Here is a 20,326-nt window from a genome sequence, read left to right on the forward strand (position 1 = left end):
AAGATTTTTGGCCTTTTTTGACGAAATAAATAGCACTTCCTTGTATAATTAAAGTACCTAATCAATAACTAGAAGGGGTGCTATCTATGTACAAAAATTATAACATGAAACAAGTTGTTTTATCACTAGATTTAGAAAATGAATTGGAAGAACATGATATTGCCTTTGCCATCAACCAATTGGTTGAAAGTATACCAGAACCTTCTTTTGACTTATTTCAACATAACATGGGTGCCTCATCATACCATCCACGAATGATGTTGAAACTCATTTTATGTGGTTACACTCAATCCATTTTCTCTGGTCGAAAAATAGAAGGTCTCGCAAAAGATAGTATCCGGGCGCGTTGGTTGACTCAATCCCAATACCCTAATTTCAGAACCATTAATCGCTTTCGCGTGAATCCCCTTGTACAGCCACTTCTAGAGGAATGTTTTATTCAATTCCGAAACCAACTGGTTTCACAAGATTTAATCGACACCGATGCGATTTTTATTGATGGAACTAAACTAGAAGCTAATGCCAACAAGTACACCTTTGTTTGGAAGAAAAGTATTGACAACTACGAAACGAGTTTGACAAGGAAATCAAAGGAACTCTATCAGAAGATGGTGGCAGAAGAGATTATACCTGCTTTACAAAAGGAAGATGAGCAACTGACAGAAGAGGATTTTTCGACGATTGTTCAATCTCTAGAGCAAAAAGTCGATGAATTAACCGTTCAAATAGAGGCATCAGAAGTAACGGAAGAACGTAAGACCATTCGCTCCGAAAGAAAAGAACCTAGAAAACGATTGAAGCAGTTCAAAGATTTTAAGGCAAGAAAACAAACATACAAAGAGCATCGAAAAAAGTTTGGTACGCGAAACAGCTATTCAAAAACAGACGTTGATGCCACGTTTATGCGAATGAAAGATGATCACATGAGGAATGGACAATTAAAACCTGGCTATAATTTACAGATAGCGACAAACACTCAGTATGTCTTAGCTTACGACATTTTTCCAAATCCAACGGATTTTAAAACACTTCTCCCTTTCTTAAACACTATTAAAGAACGTTACTTTGACTTACCTCAGTACATTGTGGCAGATGCCGGTTATGGGAGTGAAGAAAATTATCAAGCAATCATGGATGACTTCGAACGGACGCCTTTAATTACTTATACGATGTATCGAAAAGAGCAAAAAAAGAAGTTTAAACAACATCCATTTAACCCACAGAATTGGTCGTATGACGAATTAACGGATCATTATATCTGCCCAAATGATCGGGAAGTAAGATTTAGAAATCACAGTACACGGACAGATAAATACGGCTTTAAGCGCCACCTTAAACTGTATGAGTGCGAAGACTGTTCAAATTGTCCGCTTCGTTCTCAATGTACGACAGCTAAAAGTGACTGTAACCGTGTCATACAAAAGAATGGCAATTGGGACTATTTCAAAGCCCATGTGAGAGAGCTATTAGCGTCAAAAGAAACAGGCGATATTTACCGTCGTCGGAAAATAGATGTAGAACCAGCCTTCGGGAACCTGAAGGCTAATTTGGGTTTCACTCGCTTTTCAGTTAGAGGAAAAGAGAAGGTGAAGAACGAGTTAGGGTTTGCCTTAATGGCCATCAATTTAAGGAAGATGACTGTCACAAGACAGTGTTTTAATAAAAATAGGCAAAAAAATAAGGACGCATAAATCACAAAACTGATTTTTGCATCCTTATTTTTATATTTGAGACTTATGGGTCAGCCTCTTTTTATTTAGCTGCTGATTTTTTTTGTTTTTTAGGTAAAGCTGCTTCACCAATTAGCATAATGATCACGCCACAAATTAGGGAAATAGTTGTTACTTGTACAAAGTCATAAGTTCCGCCAGTTAAAGCTCCACCAATGTACCCAACAACTTGACCTAAAATTAATGACCAAAGAAGAACTATTAAGTTTTTCATACTGTCTGCGCACCTCTTTTCAGAAATAGTTTACCAATCTTAATGTGAAATGTAAAGCAAAGATAGGAGTTTTATTGGATAAAAATTTTTGTGTTATAATACCTTTAACAACATTAACGGAGGGGTCAAATGAGTCTAGGTCAATTACAAGTATTAACTTCTTACTCACTGTTAAAAAGTACCAATCAAATCGACAGTTTGGTCTCGCAAAGTAAAAAATTAGGCTATGAAGCATTAGCCATTACAGATATAAATGCTATGCATGGAGCTGTTGAGTTTTATCGTGCTTGTCACAAAGAAGGAATTCAACCAATTATCGGAATGACGTTAAGTTATCAAAATGAAAAATTTTCTGATGAGGAGTTTAATATAATTTTATTAGCAGAAAATAAAGAAGGTTACGAAAATTTAATTAAAATTTCTACTATAAAAATGGAATATGACGACAAAGAAGATTTTTATCTTTCGGCGATTGAAAAGTTCACAAAGGATCTAGTTGGTATTCTGCCATGGGAAAAGAATGAATGGTTATTTATGAAAGAGAAGCAGGATGAGTTAGCAGATAGCATACTAACAAAAATTACCAATCTTTTTTCAAGTAACTCAATATACCAAGGAGTTACACTAAATACAGGTGAACCAGAAAAAAGAAGTAGTTACTTAGAGCATTATCAACAAAATACTTTACCGTTAGTAGCACTTCAAGATGTTAGATATTTAACTCCGAGTGATCATTTTTCAGTGGATGTCTTACGTCACATTGATAATGGAGAACAAATTAATATCGATTTTGAACAAATATCTGGACCCTACTATTTACCAGAAAAAGATAACTTTGAGAATCAGTTTAATGAAGCTGGGCTTTCAGAAGCTTTAAAAAACAATGGGAAAATTGTTGACCGTTGCCAATCAGAGATAGAATTAAATCAAAAATTACTTCCAGCTTTCCCAATAGAATCACAAATAAATGCAACTGATTATTTGAAGCAGCTTTGTTATGAAGGATTATTAGAACGTGGTTTAGAACAGAAAGCTAACTATATTGATCGATTAGAGATGGAGCTATCGGTTATTCATGAGATGGGCTATGATGACTATTTTTTAATAGTTTGGGATGTGATGAAATACGCTCGAGATAAAGATATTGTTACTGCATGTCGTGGTTCAGCAGCTGGTTCATTGGTATCTTACACATTAAGAATAACTAATGTGGATCCAATTGAGTATGGACTTTTGTTTGAACGTTTTTTAAATAAAGAACGCTACACAATGCCAGATATTGATATGGACTTGCCGGACAATCGACGTGATGAACTACTTCAGTATGTTAATCAAAAGTATGGTCATCATAGAGTAGCTCAAATTGCGACATTTGGAACATTAGCTGCTAAAATGGCTTTAAGAGATGTTAGTCGTGTTTTTGGATTAAGACAAAGTGAAGCTAACAGTTGGGCGAATGCTATTCCAAACGTATTAAAAATAACATTGGATCAAGCCTATAAAGACTCTAGAAAATTAAGAGAGTTAGTAGAGCATTCCGAAAAGAATCGTTTGCTATTTGATACAGCGAGAAGAATTGAAGGATTACCAAGGCATGTTTCAACTCATGCGGCAGGTGTGGTAATTAGTGACCAAGAGTTAACTAATTTTGTTCCACTTCAAACGGGATCAAATGGAATTCCGTTGACTCAATTTGCAATGGGAGATGTAGAAGCTATTGGGTTACTTAAAATGGATTTTCTTGGACTTAGAAATTTGTCCATTATTGGAAATACAATAGATTCCATTGAGTATGTTTACAAAGAAAAAATTGATTTAGAAAAGATACCCTTAGATGATCCAGAGACTTTGGATCTTTTTAAAAGGGGTGCAACAGTTGGGATTTTCCAATTTGAATCAGAAGGTATTAAAAAAGTTCTTAGAAAATTGGGACCATCTTCTATTGAAGATATAGCTTCTGTTAATGCTCTTTATCGACCAGGACCTATGCAGAATATTGATTTATTTGTTGATCGAAAAAAAGGTAAAGTGCCAATTTCTTATCCCCATGCTAATTTGAAGGGGATACTGGATTATACTTATGGCATCATTGTTTACCAAGAACAAATTATGCAAGTTGCTTCTTTAATGGCCGGTTTTAGTTTAGGACAGGCTGACATATTAAGACGTGCTATTAGTAAAAAGAAAAAAGATGTTTTAGATACAGAGAGAAAACATTTTATTGAAGGGTCATTAAAGCAAGGGTATACCGAACAAGTAGCAAGTGAAGTTTACGATTATATCGAACACTTTGCTAATTATGGATTTAACAGGTCACACGCGGTTGTGTATTCTGTTTTAGCTTATCAAATGGCTTATTTAAAAGTTCATTATCCGGAAAGTTTCTTTTCATCTTTATTGCATTCGGTTAAAAATAACGGAACAAAAATAAAAGAATACATTAATGAAGCGAAAAAATATCAAGTAAAAGTATTACCACCTGATATTAATAAAAGCGAATATAGTTTTACTTTAAGTAAAGGAAAAATTTTATTTGGTTTTTCAAGTTTAAAAGGAATCAGAAAAGATTTTATTCAACATCTAATCAATGTTCGTAAAGAGGACGGTCCGTTTACATCCTTAGAAAACTTTTTAATTCGAATAAATGGAAAATGGCTCAAATCGGCTAATATTCTGCCTCTTATTTATATAGGTGCTTTTGATTCACTTCACGGCAACAGAAAGCAGTTGATTGTCGACTTAGATAGCACAATTCGAAATATTGAGTATAGTGGTGGCAGTATGGATTTACTAGATGTTCTAAGTTTAAAAAAAGAAAAGACACCAGATTTTTCCTTAACAGAAAAATTAAATCAAGAGGCAGAATATCTTGGAACTTATATTTCAGGACATCCAGTTGATGCTTATGAGTCACTTAAAAAAGGCAGACAAATTTCAGAACTGTCAGAAGTAGAGGTAGGAAAAAGTGGTCAATTTCTACTTTATGTTACACAGGTAAAAAAAATACGTACTAAAAAAGGGGAAGCTATGGCTTTTCTTACAGCAAATGATGGGGCTAAGGAGATTGATGTAACAGTTTTTCCTCAACTTTTTAGGAAACTTAATTTACAAGTTGATGAAAATGTTGTTTACATGATATCCGGAAAAATAGAAGAGAGTAAATACAATCAGATGCCTCAATTGCTTGCTGATAAGTTAGAATTAGCAGATAATATACTTCCTTTTGAACAATCAAAAAAATGTTATATACGAATTGGTTCTGAAAATGAAACAACACTTACATTGAATAAAGTGAAACAAATTCTGCTCAAACATACTGGTCTTATTCCTGTTATTTTAATTTTTGATCATAGAAAAATACTGCTTGAAGAAACTTATTGGGTGGATGATTCGGAGGAATTAAAGGTCTTAATTCTCAATTTACTCGGAAATAAGACTATTATATTTCAGTAATAAGATTCGGCAAATAGCTCAATATAAAAGATGAAATTTTGTCAAAGTGAACGAATTAATAATTTTCATAAATTTTTCAATGAATTTTTCGGATAATGAAAGACTTTTTTACCAAAGAATGGTAAAATGTTTTTGGATTTAAGTATTTTGTACATAATTTAAAATACGAAAAAAACAAATTAGTTGAAGTGAGGGAATAGCTTATGAAACGCATCGCTATTTTAACAAGTGGTGGAGATGCACCAGGTATGAATGCTGCAGTAAGAGCAGTCACACGTAAGGCAATCTTTGAAGGTATGGAAGTCTATGGAATCAACTACGGATACGCAGGTTTAGTTGCCGGAGACATTCGTAAATTAGATGTACCCGATGTTGGGGATATTATTCAACGAGGTGGAACACGTTTATACTCTGCTCGTTATCCTGAGTTTGCAACTGAAGAAGGTCAATTAAAAGGTATCGAACAATTGAAAAAATTTGGTATTGAAGGCCTAGTTGTTATTGGTGGGGACGGTTCTTATCATGGAGCTTTAGCATTAACAAAACGTGGATTTCCTGCAATTGGTATCCCAGGAACTATCGATAATGATATTCCAGCAACTGACTTTACAATTGGTTTTGACACAGCTATCAATACTGTTTTAGATGCGATTGATAGAATTAGAGATACCGCGACTTCTCATGTTCGTACATTTATCATTGAAGTAATGGGACGTGACGCGGGAGATATTGCTTTATGGGCTGGAGTTGCCGGTGGAGCTGATGATATTATTATCCCAGAGCACAAATTTGACATGGAGCAAGTAGCAAATAGAATCCGTGACGGACGTGACCGCGGGAAAAAACACTGTTTAATTATTTTGGCTGAAGGTGTTATGCCAGGTCATGAATTTGCTAATAAATTAGCTGAGTATGGTGACTTCCATGCAAGAGTTTCAGTTTTAGGACATATTGTTCGTGGTGGATCTCCAACAGCTAGAGATAGAGTTTTAGCAAGTAAATTCGGTGGATACGCTGTTGATTTACTTAAAGAAGGTAGAGGCGGTCTATGTGTTGGCCTTCTTAACAATGAATTGGTTGCTAATGACATTGTTGAAACATTAGAAACGAAAAAACACCGACCAGACTTAAGTCTATATGACTTAAATCATCAAATTTCTTTCTAAACTAATTTAGTTTAAATTATTTAAAATAAATATAAATATAGGGAGCGTTTTTTAATGAAAAAAACAAAAATTGTTTGTACGATAGGACCAGCAAGTGAAACGGTTGAAACTTTAGTTGAGTTAATGAATAACGGCATGAACGTTGCTCGTTTAAACTTCTCACATGGTGATTTTGAAGAACATGGCGCTAGAATTAAAAATATTCGTGAAGCTGCTAAAATTACAGGTAAAACTGTCGCTCTTTTATTAGATACAAAAGGACCAGAAATCAGAACTAACAACATGAAAGATGGTTTAGTTGAATTCTCTACTGGAGACGTTGTACGTATTGCAATGGAAGAAGTAGAAGGAACAAAAGAAAAATTCTCAGTAACTTATGCGGAATTAATTAATGACGTTGAAGTTGGTAGTCATATTCTTTTAGATGATGGTTTAATTGATTTAGAAGTTATTGAAATTGATAAAGCTAACAATGAATTAGTTACAAAAGTATTAAATGAAGGTGTTCTAAAAAATAAAAAAGGTGTTAACGTTCCTAACGTAAGCATTAACTTACCAGGTATCACTGATAAAGATGCAGCCGACATTCGTTTTGGTATTGAAAATGATGTTGACTTTATCGCAGCAAGTTTTGTTCGTCGTCCAAGCGATGTTTTAGAAATCACTAAAATTTTAGAAGACGAAAACGCGACTCATATTCAAATTATTTCTAAAATTGAAAACCAAGAAGGTATTGATAACTTAGATGATATCTTAAAAGTTTCTGATGGTTTAATGGTTGCTCGTGGTGACATGGGTGTTGAAATTCCAACTGAAGATGTACCGGTTGTTCAAAAAGAAATGATTAAAAAATGTAATGCATTAGGTAAACCAGTTATTACTGCAACTCAAATGTTAGATTCAATGCAACATAACCCACGTCCAACACGTGCAGAAGCAAGTGACGTGGCTAACGCAATCTATGATGGTACAGACGCTATTATGTTATCAGGTGAAACAGCTGCCGGTGATTATCCAGTAGAAGCTGTTAAAACAATGCATAACATTGCTGTTCGTACTGAAGGCGTGTTAACTGACAGAGATGCATACGCTCTTAAATTATATAAAAAAGCTGATATGACTGAATCAATTGGTCAAGCAGTGGGACATACAGCTAAAAACTTAGGTATCCAAACAATTGTAGCAGCGACAGATTCAGGTCATACAGCTCGTATGATTTCTAAATATCGTCCAAAAGCACACATTGTTGCTGTAACATTTACAGATAGAGCAGCAAGAAGCTTAGCATTAAACTGGGGAGTATTCCCAGAAGTTGCTGAAAAACCAACTAATACAGACGATATGTTTGTTTTAGCAACTGAAGTATCTAAAGATGCTGGATTTGCTAAAGATGGCGATTTAATCGTTATTACAGCTGGAGCTCCTATCGGTGAAAAAGGTACAACTAACTTAATGAAGATCCAATTAATTGGTTCTAAATTAACAAGTGGCCAAGGTATTGGTGATGTATCTGTTTCGGGTAAATCAGTTGTTGCTAATTGTGCAAAAGATGCTGTTAATACAATGGAAAACGGTGCAATCTTAGTTGTTAAAACAACGGACAAAGATTACATGCCAGCTATTGAAAAAGCATCAGCTTTAGTTGTTGAAGAAGGTGGATTAACCTCTCATGCAGCAGTTGTTGCGATTGCTGAAGGAATTCCTGTAATTGTTGGTGCAAAAGACGCTGTTGAAGTTATTAACAATGGTGTAACAATTACGGTTGATCCTCGCCAAGGTACTATTTACGAAGGCGAAACAGCTTTCTAATTAGTCTCGATTATTTAAGAGAAAAAGGGAAATATTTCCCTTTTTCTTTTTTTTTAGTCAAAAATAATAGCTTTTATGAGAGGGAATAGTGTAGAATAATCTGGACTGAAGTTTTAAGGAGGGAGAATATGAAAAATAAGAATAGCATGCTTTATTTAGCTATTATGAATTTGTTTATTGTTTTTGTGGGTGTTGGTTTAGTTATTCCTGTTATGCCGCTACTTCAAAAAACCATGCATCTATCAGGTTCAACAATGGGAATGTTGGTATCAGTTTTTGCTATAGCTCAATTGATAGCATCTCCAATAGCTGGGCATATTTCAGATAGAGTTGGAAGAAAAAAATTAATATCAGTCGGAATGTTGATTTTCTCTATTTCTGAACTTATATTTGGATTAGGGCATACAGTAGGTTGGCTTTATTTTTCAAGAGCGATTGGTGGTATTGCTGCAGCACTGATTATGCCATCTGTAACAGCGTATGTAGCTGATGTAACAACAATTGAAGAAAGACCTAAAGCGATGGGATTGGTGTCAGCAGCTATCAGTGGAGGCTTTATAATAGGTCCTGGTTTAGGAGGATTTATTGCCCACTTTGGTATGCGGGTTCCTTTTTTTGTTGCTTCTGCATTGGGCTTTTTTGGTTGTCTTTTGGCTGTGTTTATTTTGAAAGAGCCAAATAAGAAATTAATGCACGGTCAAGTGAGTTCGAAGGGATCTTTTAAAGAAATTATTAAAAATCCTGTCTTCACATTCCCATTTGTTGTTATTTTAATTTCATCATTTGGATTACAAGCGTTTGAGTCTATTTATAGCATTATGGCAGTTATCAATTTTGGCTTTTCGACTACTGAAATTGCGATGATTATTACAGTGAGTGGTAGTTTAGCTCTTGTTTGCCAAATCGTATTTTTTGATTCAATTATTCGAATGGTTGGAGAAGTTGGATTAATTCGAATTGCCTTTTTTGCAAGTGCAATATTTGTTGGTGTAATCGCATTTACCAATAATAATTGGGTTGTTATTATTTCAACGTTTATTGTCTTTTTAGCATTTGATTTAGTTCGGCCAGCAATTACAACATATCTATCAAGACATGCTGGTGATAAACAAGGAACTGTAAATGGTTTGAATTCAACTTTTACTAGTTTTGGAAATATTTTAGGACCGATGGCTTCAGGATTTTTATTTGATATGAATCACTTTTTACCTTATTATGTCTCTTCAGCTGTTTTGTTAATTACCAGCTTTTTAGCCTTAATGTGGAAGAAAGAGCCATCACCAGAAGAGTTAAAAGAAGGTTAATACCTTCTTTTTTTCTATCTGTTAATTAAGGGGGAATTTAGATGGAATCATCTTATTCAAAGGGGTACGTCACATTTAAAGATGGTTTTATAGCTTGTGTACCAACTATACTTGGTTATGTGGGAATTGGGATAGCTTGTGGTATTGTCGGTAAAAGCTCAGGACTATCAATTTTGTCAGTTGTATTAATGTCAGTTATTGTATACGGAGGAAGTTCACAATTTATTATTACAGGTATGCTTGTTAGTGGAGCACCTATATCTGCTATTGTTTTTACAACTTTTTTAGTGAATTTACGTCATTTTTTAATGAGTATGTCAGTTGCTGAGTATTTTAAAGAAACCTCTCTTTTAAAATCAATCGGCATAGGAACATTGTTAACAGACGAGTCATATGGTGTTTTGATGACAGCAGTTTTAAAAGAAAAGCAAGTCTCCTTTAGTTGGGTAAACGGTTTAAATATAACAGCTTATCTTGTTTGGATTCTATCAACTTTATTAGGTGCTATTTTGGGCAACGTTATTCCGGATCCTCAAAGTTTAGGATTAGACTATGCCCTTGTTGCTATGTTTATCGGGTTAATTATTTTACAGATAGAATATCCATTAAAAGTTAGAACTAAAGCAACTTTAATGGTCATGTTAAGTGTTGCTATTAGTCTGTATCTTTTATCTCACGTATTGTCGATTGAATTAAGTGTATTAGCAGCAACATTGATAGGTTGTATGATAGGAGCGATGACAGATGACAAACATTAATTTTAGTATTTTATTAGCAATTATTGGTTGTGGGATTGTGACATGGCTACCTAGAATCCTACCGTTTATTTTTAGTAAAAAAGTAACTTTTTCTGATAAAGCAAAACAGTTTATGTCATACATTCCGATGTGTATTTTAACAGCCCTTTTTATTCAAAGCTTGCTAGTTGTAAATGAAAATAAAATGACAACAATTAATATTGAAAATCTACTAGCGAGTTTACCAACAATTATCGTTGGTTTTATCACAAAAAGTTTAATGTGGACGGTTATAGTTGGGGTTGTTACAATGGGACTTATACGGTACATAGGATTGTTTTAAGAAGGAGTTGATACGATGATGACTTTTAGAAATTTATCAGAAACAGAGTTTGAATCAATTTATTATCAGTATATGGTAAATGATTTTCCAGAAAATGAATTAAAAGATATTGAGACAATTCAGAAGTCTTTTCAAAGAGGGACATATGCTTGTGTGGTGATGGAAGAAGATGGTGAGATTAGAGCTTACGCTTGTTTCAGTTGGGTACATCCAGAAGTTCAAATATTAGATTATTTAGCAGTTGTTAGTGATATTAGAGGTAAAGGTTATGGGAGTCAATTACTAGATTGGTTGAAAGAAAATCCAAAAGTAAAAGAAATTATTCTTGAATCAGAAGATCCTGATTTTTCAAAGGATAAAATCGAAAAAGAAATAAGAACAAGAAGACTTTCGTTTTATCAAAAAAATGGAATGAAAAAAAGAGAGACTAGTGTTGTTTTAGGTGATGTGGAATTTAATATTTTTACATTTGATGATAGTACTTTATCTGAAAAAGAATTATTAAAGGAAATGTTGATGATTTATCAGCAAACTTCACCAAATTTACAGGTAATTCCATATTAATTTTCTAGATTATGGTATACTAAATTGAATTTGAAAGGGTGTAGAAAGAATGAATGAATTACTAGGAAGTGTCTGGCATGGCATGATTTTTGATGAGAATGATAAAAGTTATTTTGTTCAAAAAAATGGTATAACTTTTTTACTAGATAAATCAGAAGGTGAAAAAGAGATTGGAGCTATGCTTGAAGGTTTTGGCTACCAAAATCAAAAGCAACAAAATATCTTTACAACAAAAATTCCATCAGTAAGAAAAGACCATCAAGATTTTGCAGAAGTAATAGCGTCACGAAAAGATTTAGGTGTGTTTGTTGATATTGGTTTGAAGGATAAGGAAATAGTTGTTTCTTTAGATGAACTACCTGAGATGCGTCAGTTATGGCCTAAAAAGGGAGATCAATTATTAGTGAGTCTAAAAACGGATGAGAAAGATCGTGTATGGGCTTCTTTAGCAGAAGATGTTGATTTTTTAGCTATGTCTAAAGCTGGAACAAAAGAAGAGATGCATAACAAAAATGTTTCAGGGATTGTTTATCGTTTGAAACTAGTCGGAACATTTTTTATAACAGATGAACGTTATATTGGTTTTATTCATCCTTCTGAGAGATTTGAAGAACCTCGTTTAGGTGAGAAAGTTTCAGGCCGTGTTATTGGGGTTAGACCAGACGGTATGTTAAATGTTTCTTTAAAACCAAGAGGTTATGAAGTTATATCTTCTGACGCTCAAATGATTTTAACTTTTCTTGAAAGATCAGAAGAAGGTAAAATTCCATTTTCTGATAAATCAACACCAGAGTCAATTCAAGAAACATTTGCAATCAGCAAAGGCCAATTTAAACGTGCTTTAGGTTCTTTAATGAAAGAAAAAATGATTAAACAAGAAGATGGATGGACAGTCTTAATTAAAAAAGAAGAAATCTAATTGAGAATCGTTGCAATTCCGATTTATATAAATTATAATTTATATAATATGTTTTTTTACAATTGAAATAGTAAATTATAATGATTATAAAAAGGAGTGTAAAGCATTCATGGAAAATACAACAGAGTCATTAACTCGAATAAAAAAAAGACTTCATGATGCTAGTTATAAACTAACACCACAAAGAGAAACGACTGTCTTGGTATTACTTGAAAATGAAAAGGATCATTTATCAGCAGAAGAAATTTATATGCTAGCTAAGTTAAAGGCCCCAGATATCGGTTTAGCGACTGTTTACCGAACATTAGAAATGCTAACGGAATTAAAAGTTTTAGATAAAATCAGTTTTACGGATGGTTTAGCTCGTTATGATATGAGAAAAGAAGGAGCTAAGCACTTCCATCATCATTTGTTATGTTTAGAATGTGGTGATATCGAAGAAATTGAAGAAGATTTGCTAGGAGAGGTTGAACAAATCGTTGAGAATCGTTTTAAGTTTAAAGTGACAGATCATCGATTAACTTTTCACGGTGTTTGTAGCAAATGTCAATCTGAAGCAAAATAAGAAAGCAGCAATTCATTTAAACATGAGTTGCTGCTTTTTGATGTATCGGACAAGTTATTAAATGATCATTTACCATACCGATGCTTTGCATAAAAGCATAAACAGTTGTTGGTCCGATAAATTTAAATCCTAATTTTTTTAAATCTTTTGATATTTTTTCAGCCAGTGGTGTATGAGCGGGTACTTCTTCGATTGCTTTGAATTTGTTTTGAATGGGTTGATTATCTACGTAAGACCAAATGAAAGAATCAAAACTACCATGTTGTTTCTGAACTGCTAAAAAAGCAGCAGCATTACTAATAGTTGCGTTAACTTTCAGTTTATTACGAATAATCGATTCATCTTGCAATAATTCCGCTATTTTATCTGCTTGATAAGATTGAATAATCGTTGGATTAAATTGATCAAAGGCTTGTTTCATACCTTCACGTTTTTTTAAAATGGTAGTCCAACTTAACCCAGCTTGCATCGTTTCAAGAACAAGCATTTCAAAAAGCATAGCGTCATCATGTAAAGGAAATCCCCATGCCTTATCATGATACTCTAGTTCTAATTCACTACGTAGTGCCCACGGACATATTTCTTCTGTCATAAAAACTCTCCTTTATTAAGCTTGATATAGTTCATTAAAATGTTGTGTGTCAATGTAAACAATAGGATTAACTAAATAATCATCTTTATCAAAATAAACAAGTTGTTCACTAACTAATCCGTGAACCAACTCATACTCAATAGGAACTTGAGCTTGGATAGATAGAGTTTTATCCTTACCTAAAAAATTAATGGTAGCAAGAGCGACAGGTTTCAGAGGCCTGTCTTCAAAAAATATCGTAGTTTCTTTTACAACCTGTTTCGTTTTTTTATCAGAAAAAGTGATTTTTTGAGTGGCTAATTTTTGATTACTTAATATCTGATTAATTCTATTTGAAGATAAAGGTTGAATTTTAACCAGTTCAAACTCTTGATTTAATAATCTTTTTGCTTTAGATTCTTTTGAAAAGTAGTTTTGACCTGCCAGTTCAGTTAAATGCTCATCGACATCATTAAAAAGTTTTTTTTCTTTTTCTTTGATTGATTTAGTTAAAGAGGCATAAACCGGTAGACAGATGATAAAAAAACTAATAATAAAAATAATGATAAAGAAAATAAAGAATGTCCACCAAGGGGTTTTAAAGTGTAGAGTACCGAAAACGGATAATACTAATATAATCGGAAAATCTAGAATAATAGAAATCTTAAAAAAGATTTTTTTTTCTTCAAAATATTGATTTAATTGTTTGAAATAGTTTTCATTATTAACTTTAATAATTGGAAACAAGTGAAGATTTTCGTAATCACTTTGTTTTGGTAACAAGTATTATCACACCCCTTCTTTTGCAATATACCTATTGTATAATCTTCGGAAAAAAAAGTCTATGTGAATTTAGTTAAAATGAAAAATAGTTAACATAATAATAGTATTCAAAACTAAAAACTGCTAAAATAGAGTTCGGCAAGAGAGGTGCTTAGTGAAATGAATGAAATAGAAGAATATTTACATTTTTTAAAAATAGAACGGGGATTATCTGAAAATACCATTCAAAGCTATAGAAGAGACTTAAAACAATATGATCTTTTTTTAAAGGAAAGAAATATATCAACCTTAGAAGAAATCGATCGTTATATCGTTTTGGATTTTCTAGAAAAATTAAGAAATGAAAATAAATCATCTGCTACCATTATTCGAATGGTTTCAACATTAAGAAAGTACCATCAATTTTTGAGACAAGAAAGATTTACCGATAATGATCCAATGCAACATATAGACACACCTAAAAAAGTTCAAACATTACCTAAAACACTATCCATTAAAGAGGTAGAAAAAATTATTGAATCTCCTGACACATCAACTGTTTTAGGTATTAGAGATAGAGCTATTCTTGAAGTGATGTATGCAACAGGACTCAGAGTAACTGAGTTGATCACATTAAAATTAGATGATTTGCATTTGTCATTAGGATTGCTTCAAACATTAGGTAAGGGGGATAAGGAAAGAATTATTCCACTTGGAGACGTTGCTATTAAATGGATTGAAATTTACTTAGAAAAATCTCGCCCTGAATTAAATGCAAAGAATACTAAAGAAAATCCTCCTTTTTTATTTCTCAATTATAAGGGAGAAGGCTTTTCAAGACAGGGAATATGGAAAAACTTAAAAGTTTATGTAGTAGAAGCTGGAATTGAAAAAGAAGTAACACCACATACGCTGCGTCATAGTTTCGCAACCCATTTGTTAGAAAATGGTGCTGATTTAAGAGTCGTTCAAGAGTTGTTGGGTCATGCTGATATTTCAACCACTCAAATTTATACGCACATTAGCAAAAAAAGAATGGCTGATGTTTATAAAACTTATTTTCCAAGAGCTTAGCAATAGAAAAGGATATAAAGATGAAAGAATTGAATGTAAAATTAGAAATATTTGAAGGACCATTAGATTTGCTCCTTCATTTGATTAAAACATTAGAAATAGATATTTATGATATTCCAATTTCTGAGATAACTGAACAATACATGATTTATATTCGCTCAATGAAGGAACTTGACCTAGAGCTTGCTGGTGAGTATATTGTTATGGCAGCTACTCTTATGGCAATTAAGAGTAAAACGTTATTACCTAAAGTTGAACTTGAATATAATGATGATAGTGAGTTTGCAGATGAAATCGATCCAAGGGAACAATTAGTTGCTCAGTTATTAGAGTATCGTAAATATAAATATGCAGCAGGAGTTCTAAAGGAAAAAGAAACTGAACGAGGAAAATACTACACTAAAGAGGCGACGGATCTTTCAAATTATAAAGAAGAGGTTATACCACTAGAACCAAACGAAATTACAACAATCGATTTATTTTTAGCATTTAGTGACATAATGAATCGTCAAAGAGAGTTAGGGCCTGATTCAGCAAGTATTATTTCAGAGGAATTCACGATAGAAGATAAGGTAAAAGAAATTATGACTAAGATGTTTTATGCTGATAAAAAAGATGGCATGGCCTTTGAGTCATTATTTTACTTGTACACTAGAAATGAAATTGTTACAACGTTTATGGCACTTCTTGAATTAATTAAATCAGGAGAAATTATTGCTAAACAAGCAAGAGCAGAAGAACCAATTGTGCTATATCGAAAAAAAGAAGTTTAAAGAGGGTTAGAAATGGAAGTATTTAGTAAAATAGAGGCACTTCTTTTTGTTGCTGGTGATGAAGGGTTAACGCTGAATGAATTGGGGCATATGGTTAATTTACCGACAGCAACAACTTATGATTGTCTCATTCAAATGAAACAAGAATACCAAGATGATAACAGGCGTGCCTTTACTATTTTAGAAGTTGGAGAAAGTTTTATATTAAGTACTAAAAAAGAATTTGCATCTTTACTTAAATATTACGCGCAATCATCTATTAATCAAAATTTATCGCAAGCAGCTTTAGAAACTTTATCAATAGTTGCTTATAAACAACCTATTACAAGAGCGGAGATAGAAGAGTTAAGAGGAGTTCAATCGTCAGGATCAGTTCAAAAGCTTGTAGCAAGACGTTTAATTGAAGAAAAAGGCCGTGTTGAAGGTCCAGGACGTGCTATTCTTTATGGAACAACACCTTACTTTTTTGATTATTTTGGATTGAAATCAATTGATGAGTTACCTGCTGTGACACAGCTCGAAGAAATGTCTGAAAAAGAAATACCAAATGATTTGTTTTTTGATCGTTTTAAAGATCAGTTTGAAAAAATAGAAGAACAGGATGAGAATTAATGGAAAGATTACAAAAAGTAATGGCACATTCAGGTGTAGCCTCAAGAAGAAAGTCAGAAGAGATGATACTTCAAGGAAGAGTATCAGTTAATGGTAAAAAAGTAACTGAACTAGGCGTCAAAGTAGTTAGCGGAGACAGAATTGAAGTAGATGGTATTCCTATTTATCAAGAACAACCTGTTTATTTCGCTTTTTATAAACCAAGAGGTGTTATATCAGCAGTAAGTGATGATAAGAATCGTAAAGTAGTTAATGACTATTTTACAGGTATCAGTGAACGTATTTTCCCAGTAGGGCGTTTAGATTATGATACTTCTGGTTTATTAATAATGACAAACGATGGTGATTTTGCTAATGTCTTAGCTCATCCTAAGCATGAAATTGAAAAAACATATGTTGCTAAAATAAAAGGCAATCCAACTCCTGAAGATTTGAGAGTTTTTAGAAGAGGTGTTGTAATAGATGGACGAAAAACAGCTCCAGCTAAATATAAGATTTTATCTTCTGATAGAGCTAAAGGAACTAGCATTGTAGAATTAATTATCCATGAAGGACGTAATCATCAAGTTAAAAAAATGTTTGAAGCAGTTGGCTTACCTGTATTAAAATTAAAACGTGAAAAAGTTGGTAGCTTGAATTTGCTAGGTTTAATGTCAGGTCAATATCGAGAACTAAGCAAAAAAGAAGTTAGCCAGTTATTGGTTGAAGCTAAAGGAAAATAAAAAAACAAAAAGATTTGAAATCTTATGTTTTTTGTATATAATGTAAGTATAAAAATAAAAAAAGGTCGTCTTCACGGGCAGGGTGTAATTCCCGACCGGTGGTAATAGTCCACGAACTAAATGGATTTTTTCGTTTAGCCGAACTGGTGTAATTCCAGTACCGACAGTTAGAGTCTGGAGTAAAGAAGATAGGGCTTATTTGAGAATGTGATCAGATAATGCACTGTTTTTTTGTCGTACGCTCACGTGAGTGATGAGACAAGAAGGCAGTTTTTTTATTTGTTCTTGATATGTCTGAAGATGATCCTTAATAGGAGGATTTTTTTATGAAAAAAAGCAAAACAGAAAAAATGGTGGTCACAGCATTACTCGCGTCATTCTCGTATCTATTAATTTTACTTGAATTTCCAATTTTACCAACATCACCGTGGTTGAAACTAGATTTTAGTGATCTACCTATATTAATAGGTAGCTTCATTGTTGGTCCAGTAGGAGGTGTTTTAATAGCTTTCATTAGATCGATGTTAAATTTCTTGCTTCGAGGTGGAGATATTCTAAGTTTGATTGGTAATATTACTGGCTTTTTAGCCTCTGTCATTTTTATGCTTCCGATTTATAGAATGGCTAAAAAAGGTGATACCAATCGTAATTTATTTATCGGAATGGGAATTAGTTCTTTTCTTTTAATAGCTTTTATGGCTGTTGCTAACTATTATGTTATCACACCGCTTTATATGACTGTTTTAGGAATGGATTTTGGTATTCCTCTTTCAGAGATGGTTCTTTTTGGTATTGTACCTTTTAATATCATTAAAGGAATAGCTGTTAGCACCGTTTTCTTTGTAACTTATAAAAAATTATTACCAAGTATTCAAAAAAAGAAAAGTTTTGTTTAAATAAATAAAGAGGTTGATCAAAATGGTCAACCTCTTTTTTTGTGGAATGAGAATGTCTATTGTTTCTATTATGTTAAAAAAAAAACATTTTGTTTAAAAAAAAGTCATAATAAAAATCGATTTATCATAAAATATGGCAAATTATCACAAAAAATTCATAAATTTGAGATTAAATAGAAGGTAGTATAATTAATTTTGTTACAAACCTTGAAATGTTTGTAAAAATAAATTAATATATGTCATATAGAGTATAGCAAATGAGGTTTGAAAAATGGCAAGTCAAAAAAGAAAATATATCACAGGAATCGATGGTTTGCGTTCAATTGCTGTGGTTGGTGTGATATTGTATCATTTAATTCCCCGATATATGCCGGGAGGATATTTAGGAGTAACCTTGTTTTTTGTGATTTCTGGTTACTTAATGACAGATATATTATTAAATCAATGGGAAAATCGAAAAAAAATTGGATTAAAAAATTTCTACTATAAAAGAGCCAGGCGGATTTACCCTTCATTAATTATGATGTTAATTATAACAGGAAGTACTTTTGTTTTTGTTTCAAAAGATTTATTGTTAAATTTTAAGCAAATTGTAGTTAGTAGTTTACTCAATGTAAATAATTTTTGGCAGATTTTAAGCGGTTCTTCTTATTTTGACCGATTTGGAAATGAGTCTGCCTTTACTCATCTTTGGTCACTATCAATTGAGGGGCAATTTTACATTCTTTGGCCCATTGTAGTAGCATTGTTAGTCTTTAAAAGAGATGATTTCAAATTATTAGGTCAAGTTATTTTAAGTTTAACGATCCTGTCTGGTGTATTAATGTTTGCCTTTTATCATCCAGATAACGTGAATCGAATTTATTATGGAACAGATACACGTCTTTTCTCTATTTTAATGGGTGCTTATCTAGCGATTTTCTTAAGAGAAAAAGATGAAGTGTTAATGAAAATAGATGAGAAGATACAGATAGTAGCTTGGGGAATAAGCCTTTTAATGATTATCCTATCTTTTGTTTATTTAAAAGATAGCTCTGTATTTGTTTATCGTGGTGGTATGTTTTTATTTAGTTTGATTTGTATGGTTTTATTAGGTTTAGTCATTTCCTATGATAAACCAAACCAATTTTTAACAAATCCTCTTTTTAAATGGATAGGTACAAGAAGCTATGAAATATATTTATGGCAATTTCCGGTAATGATTTCTTACGAAAAAATGATCAAGTTTAATGGAGATCATAGTTGGGTTCATTTTATCATTCAATTAACGCTTATTTTATTACTATCAGAAATAACTTATCGGGTTGTTCAATTTTTAGTATTTGATATTAAATTTAGTAAAGAGAACTTTTTGAAAATAATTGAAACCATACAAGGGAAAACTGCTGCTGTTGGAACGGTTATTTTATTACTGTTATTTTCTTATTCACTAATTATTGCACCATCTGGTAGAACGGAAGCCAGTGTTGCTTTACAAAAAAAATTGGAACAAAACAAAAAAATAATTGAAAATAAAAATGAGAAAACAACTAGTTCTTCAACAACGGAATCAAAGGAAAAAGAAACAACAGAAACTAGTAATCAGGTAGCAATCGATACATTAACAAATGATGAATCAACATACTTGAAGAAAATTAAATTAACGGCTATAGGTGATTCTTTATTATTAAGTGCAGCACCAGAAGTTCAAGATGTTTTCCCAGATAATTTTATTGATGCAGAAGTCGGTCGACAATTAGTTGATAGTGAAGATGTCTTTAAAAAAGCAGCTTCTGACAAAAAAATAGGCGATGCTATTTTAGTCGTCTTAGGAACTAATGGTAGTTTTGATTCGAAAGATATCGATAATATTATGAATAACTTGGAAGGCAAGCCAGTCTTTTTTGTTAATACAATGGTTCAAAGGTCTTGGCAAAAAGCTGTGAATGATGAGCTAGATAAAACAGCTAAAAGATATAAAAATGCTCATGTAATTGATTGGAAATCTTATTCTGAAGGAAAAACAACGTGGTTTGAAGTGGATGGGCTTCATTTAACACCTGAGGGTGCAACAGCATTTTCTAATTTAGTCGGAAAAAATGTTTATGAAGTAATGAATAAAAAATAAGGTAA

General features: G+C 32.6%; 19 protein-coding genes and 1 riboswitch. Of the genes, 16 read left to right on the top strand and 3 right to left on the bottom strand.

Features of this window, described 5'->3' with window-relative positions:
• The first annotated feature begins 86 nt into the window (after positions 1–86).
• Positions 87–1,691 carry an IS1182 family transposase gene (locus H9L18_RS07450; RefSeq protein ID WP_126796650.1) on the top strand — a complete coding sequence of 535 codons (1,605 nt, stop codon included), beginning with the start codon at positions 87–89 and terminating at the stop codon, positions 1,689–1,691.
• Positions 1,692–1,752: 61 nt separating this feature from the next.
• Here H9L18_RS07450 and H9L18_RS07455 read toward each other — a convergent pair whose 3' ends face one another.
• Entirely contained in the window at positions 1,753–1,944 is a 192-nt protein-coding gene (locus H9L18_RS07455; RefSeq protein ID WP_126793028.1) for a YjzD family protein, read from the bottom strand.
• A gap of 129 nt (positions 1,945–2,073) precedes the next feature.
• On the opposite strand from H9L18_RS07455, the gene dnaE reads away from it, so the two are divergent.
• The 9 genes from dnaE to fur all read left to right on the top strand — a co-directional run bounded on the left by dnaE (position 2,074) and on the right by fur (position 12,804).
• Entirely contained in the window at positions 2,074–5,397 is a 3,324-nt protein-coding gene (gene dnaE / locus H9L18_RS07460; protein WP_126793030.1) for a DNA polymerase III subunit alpha, read from the top strand.
• Between the two features lie 203 nt (positions 5,398–5,600).
• Positions 5,601–6,563 (top strand): 6-phosphofructokinase, encoded by a 963-nt coding sequence (gene pfkA, locus H9L18_RS07465; protein WP_126793033.1) that lies wholly within the window; start codon positions 5,601–5,603, stop codon positions 6,561–6,563.
• A 54-nt stretch (positions 6,564–6,617) separates the two neighbouring features.
• Positions 6,618–8,372: a pyruvate kinase gene (gene pyk / locus H9L18_RS07470; RefSeq protein WP_126793035.1), complete on the top strand. Its 1,755-nt coding sequence runs from the start codon at positions 6,618–6,620 to the stop codon at positions 8,370–8,372.
• Positions 8,373–8,470: 98 nt separating this feature from the next.
• The gene (locus H9L18_RS07475) at positions 8,471–9,676 is read left to right on the top strand and encodes an MFS transporter (protein ID WP_126793037.1); all 1,206 of its coding nucleotides are present in this window, start codon (positions 8,471–8,473) and stop codon (positions 9,674–9,676) included.
• Between the two features lie 41 nt (positions 9,677–9,717).
• Entirely contained in the window at positions 9,718–10,434 is a 717-nt protein-coding gene (locus H9L18_RS07480; RefSeq protein WP_126793039.1) for an AzlC family ABC transporter permease, read from the top strand.
• Positions 10,421–10,756, top strand: coding sequence for an AzlD domain-containing protein (locus H9L18_RS07485; RefSeq protein ID WP_185847454.1), 336 nt, complete (start codon positions 10,421–10,423; stop codon positions 10,754–10,756). Before H9L18_RS07480 ends, H9L18_RS07485 begins: the two co-directional genes overlap by 14 nt.
• A gap of 15 nt (positions 10,757–10,771) precedes the next feature.
• Positions 10,772–11,320 (top strand): GNAT family N-acetyltransferase, encoded by a 549-nt coding sequence (locus tag H9L18_RS07490; RefSeq protein WP_126793041.1) that lies wholly within the window; start codon positions 10,772–10,774, stop codon positions 11,318–11,320.
• 49 nt (positions 11,321–11,369) lie between these two features.
• A complete protein-coding gene (locus tag H9L18_RS07495; protein ID WP_126793044.1) occupies positions 11,370–12,239 on the top strand; it encodes a CvfB family protein in 870 nt (289 codons plus the stop codon).
• A 109-nt stretch (positions 12,240–12,348) separates the two neighbouring features.
• Positions 12,349–12,804, top strand: coding sequence for a ferric iron uptake transcriptional regulator (fur, locus tag H9L18_RS07500; RefSeq protein ID WP_126793046.1), 456 nt, complete (start codon positions 12,349–12,351; stop codon positions 12,802–12,804).
• Between the two features lie 16 nt (positions 12,805–12,820).
• Here the strand turns inward: fur and H9L18_RS07505 are convergent, their stop codons facing one another.
• Both H9L18_RS07505 and H9L18_RS07510 read right to left on the bottom strand, forming a co-directional pair.
• Positions 12,821–13,396, bottom strand: a complete 576-nt coding sequence (locus H9L18_RS07505; RefSeq protein ID WP_126793048.1) for a DNA-3-methyladenine glycosylase I — start codon at positions 13,394–13,396, stop codon at positions 12,821–12,823.
• A gap of 15 nt (positions 13,397–13,411) precedes the next feature.
• Positions 13,412–14,158 (bottom strand): hypothetical protein, encoded by a 747-nt coding sequence (locus H9L18_RS07510; RefSeq protein ID WP_126793050.1) that lies wholly within the window; start codon positions 14,156–14,158, stop codon positions 13,412–13,414.
• 159 nt (positions 14,159–14,317) lie between these two features.
• On the opposite strand from H9L18_RS07510, the gene xerD reads away from it, so the two are divergent.
• The 6 genes from xerD to H9L18_RS07540 all read left to right on the top strand — a co-directional run bounded on the left by xerD (position 14,318) and on the right by H9L18_RS07540 (position 20,321).
• Positions 14,318–15,211, top strand: coding sequence for a site-specific tyrosine recombinase XerD (xerD, locus tag H9L18_RS07515; RefSeq protein ID WP_126793052.1), 894 nt, complete (start codon positions 14,318–14,320; stop codon positions 15,209–15,211).
• A gap of 20 nt (positions 15,212–15,231) precedes the next feature.
• Positions 15,232–15,984: a segregation/condensation protein A gene (locus tag H9L18_RS07520; protein ID WP_126793055.1), complete on the top strand. Its 753-nt coding sequence runs from the start codon at positions 15,232–15,234 to the stop codon at positions 15,982–15,984.
• Between the two features lie 12 nt (positions 15,985–15,996).
• Entirely contained in the window at positions 15,997–16,596 is a 600-nt protein-coding gene (scpB, locus tag H9L18_RS07525) for an SMC-Scp complex subunit ScpB (RefSeq protein WP_126793057.1), read from the top strand.
• Positions 16,596–17,318 (top strand): pseudouridine synthase, encoded by a 723-nt coding sequence (locus tag H9L18_RS07530; protein WP_126793059.1) that lies wholly within the window; start codon positions 16,596–16,598, stop codon positions 17,316–17,318. Before scpB ends, H9L18_RS07530 begins: the two co-directional genes overlap by 1 nt.
• A 63-nt stretch (positions 17,319–17,381) precedes the next feature.
• Positions 17,382–17,512: riboswitch (FMN riboswitch) on the top strand.
• 132 nt (positions 17,513–17,644) lie between these two features.
• The gene (locus H9L18_RS07535; protein WP_126793061.1) at positions 17,645–18,214 is read left to right on the top strand and encodes an ECF transporter S component; all 570 of its coding nucleotides are present in this window, start codon (positions 17,645–17,647) and stop codon (positions 18,212–18,214) included.
• 271 nt (positions 18,215–18,485) lie between these two features.
• Positions 18,486–20,321, top strand: a complete 1,836-nt coding sequence (locus H9L18_RS07540; RefSeq protein ID WP_126793063.1) for an acyltransferase family protein — start codon at positions 18,486–18,488, stop codon at positions 20,319–20,321.
• Positions 20,322–20,326: the final 5 nt, after the last annotated feature.

This window comes from Vagococcus carniphilus (assembly GCF_014397115.1).
Taxonomy (GTDB): Bacteria; Bacillota; Bacilli; order Lactobacillales; family Vagococcaceae; genus Vagococcus; species Vagococcus carniphilus.

Bases quoted from the DNA above. Each gene is read 5' to 3' on its own strand.
- H9L18_RS07535 (WP_126793061.1), top strand. From the start codon at position 17,645: ATGAAAAAAAGCAAAACAGAAAAAATGGTGGTCACAGCATTACTCGCG.
- pyk (WP_126793035.1), top strand. From the start codon at position 6,618: ATGAAAAAAACAAAAATTGTTTGTACGATAGGACCAGCAAGTGAAACG.
- H9L18_RS07530 (WP_126793059.1), top strand. From the start codon at position 16,596: ATGGAAAGATTACAAAAAGTAATGGCACATTCAGGTGTAGCCTCAAGA.
- H9L18_RS07490 (WP_126793041.1), top strand. From the start codon at position 10,772: ATGATGACTTTTAGAAATTTATCAGAAACAGAGTTTGAATCAATTTAT.
- H9L18_RS07480 (WP_126793039.1), top strand. From the start codon at position 9,718: ATGGAATCATCTTATTCAAAGGGGTACGTCACATTTAAAGATGGTTTT.
- H9L18_RS07495 (WP_126793044.1), top strand. From the start codon at position 11,370: ATGAATGAATTACTAGGAAGTGTCTGGCATGGCATGATTTTTGATGAG.
- H9L18_RS07505 (WP_126793048.1), bottom strand. From the start codon at position 13,396: ATGACAGAAGAAATATGTCCGTGGGCACTACGTAGTGAATTAGAACTA.
- H9L18_RS07540 (WP_126793063.1), top strand. From the start codon at position 18,486: ATGGCAAGTCAAAAAAGAAAATATATCACAGGAATCGATGGTTTGCGT.
- scpB (WP_126793057.1), top strand. From the start codon at position 15,997: ATGGAAGTATTTAGTAAAATAGAGGCACTTCTTTTTGTTGCTGGTGAT.
- H9L18_RS07520 (WP_126793055.1), top strand. From the start codon at position 15,232: ATGAAAGAATTGAATGTAAAATTAGAAATATTTGAAGGACCATTAGAT.
- xerD (WP_126793052.1), top strand. From the start codon at position 14,318: ATGAATGAAATAGAAGAATATTTACATTTTTTAAAAATAGAACGGGGA.
- H9L18_RS07450 (WP_126796650.1), top strand. From the start codon at position 87: ATGTACAAAAATTATAACATGAAACAAGTTGTTTTATCACTAGATTTA.
- H9L18_RS07485 (WP_185847454.1), top strand. From the start codon at position 10,421: ATGACAAACATTAATTTTAGTATTTTATTAGCAATTATTGGTTGTGGG.
- H9L18_RS07455 (WP_126793028.1), bottom strand. From the start codon at position 1,944: ATGAAAAACTTAATAGTTCTTCTTTGGTCATTAATTTTAGGTCAAGTT.
- fur (WP_126793046.1), top strand. From the start codon at position 12,349: ATGGAAAATACAACAGAGTCATTAACTCGAATAAAAAAAAGACTTCAT.
- pfkA (WP_126793033.1), top strand. From the start codon at position 5,601: ATGAAACGCATCGCTATTTTAACAAGTGGTGGAGATGCACCAGGTATG.
- dnaE (WP_126793030.1), top strand. From the start codon at position 2,074: ATGAGTCTAGGTCAATTACAAGTATTAACTTCTTACTCACTGTTAAAA.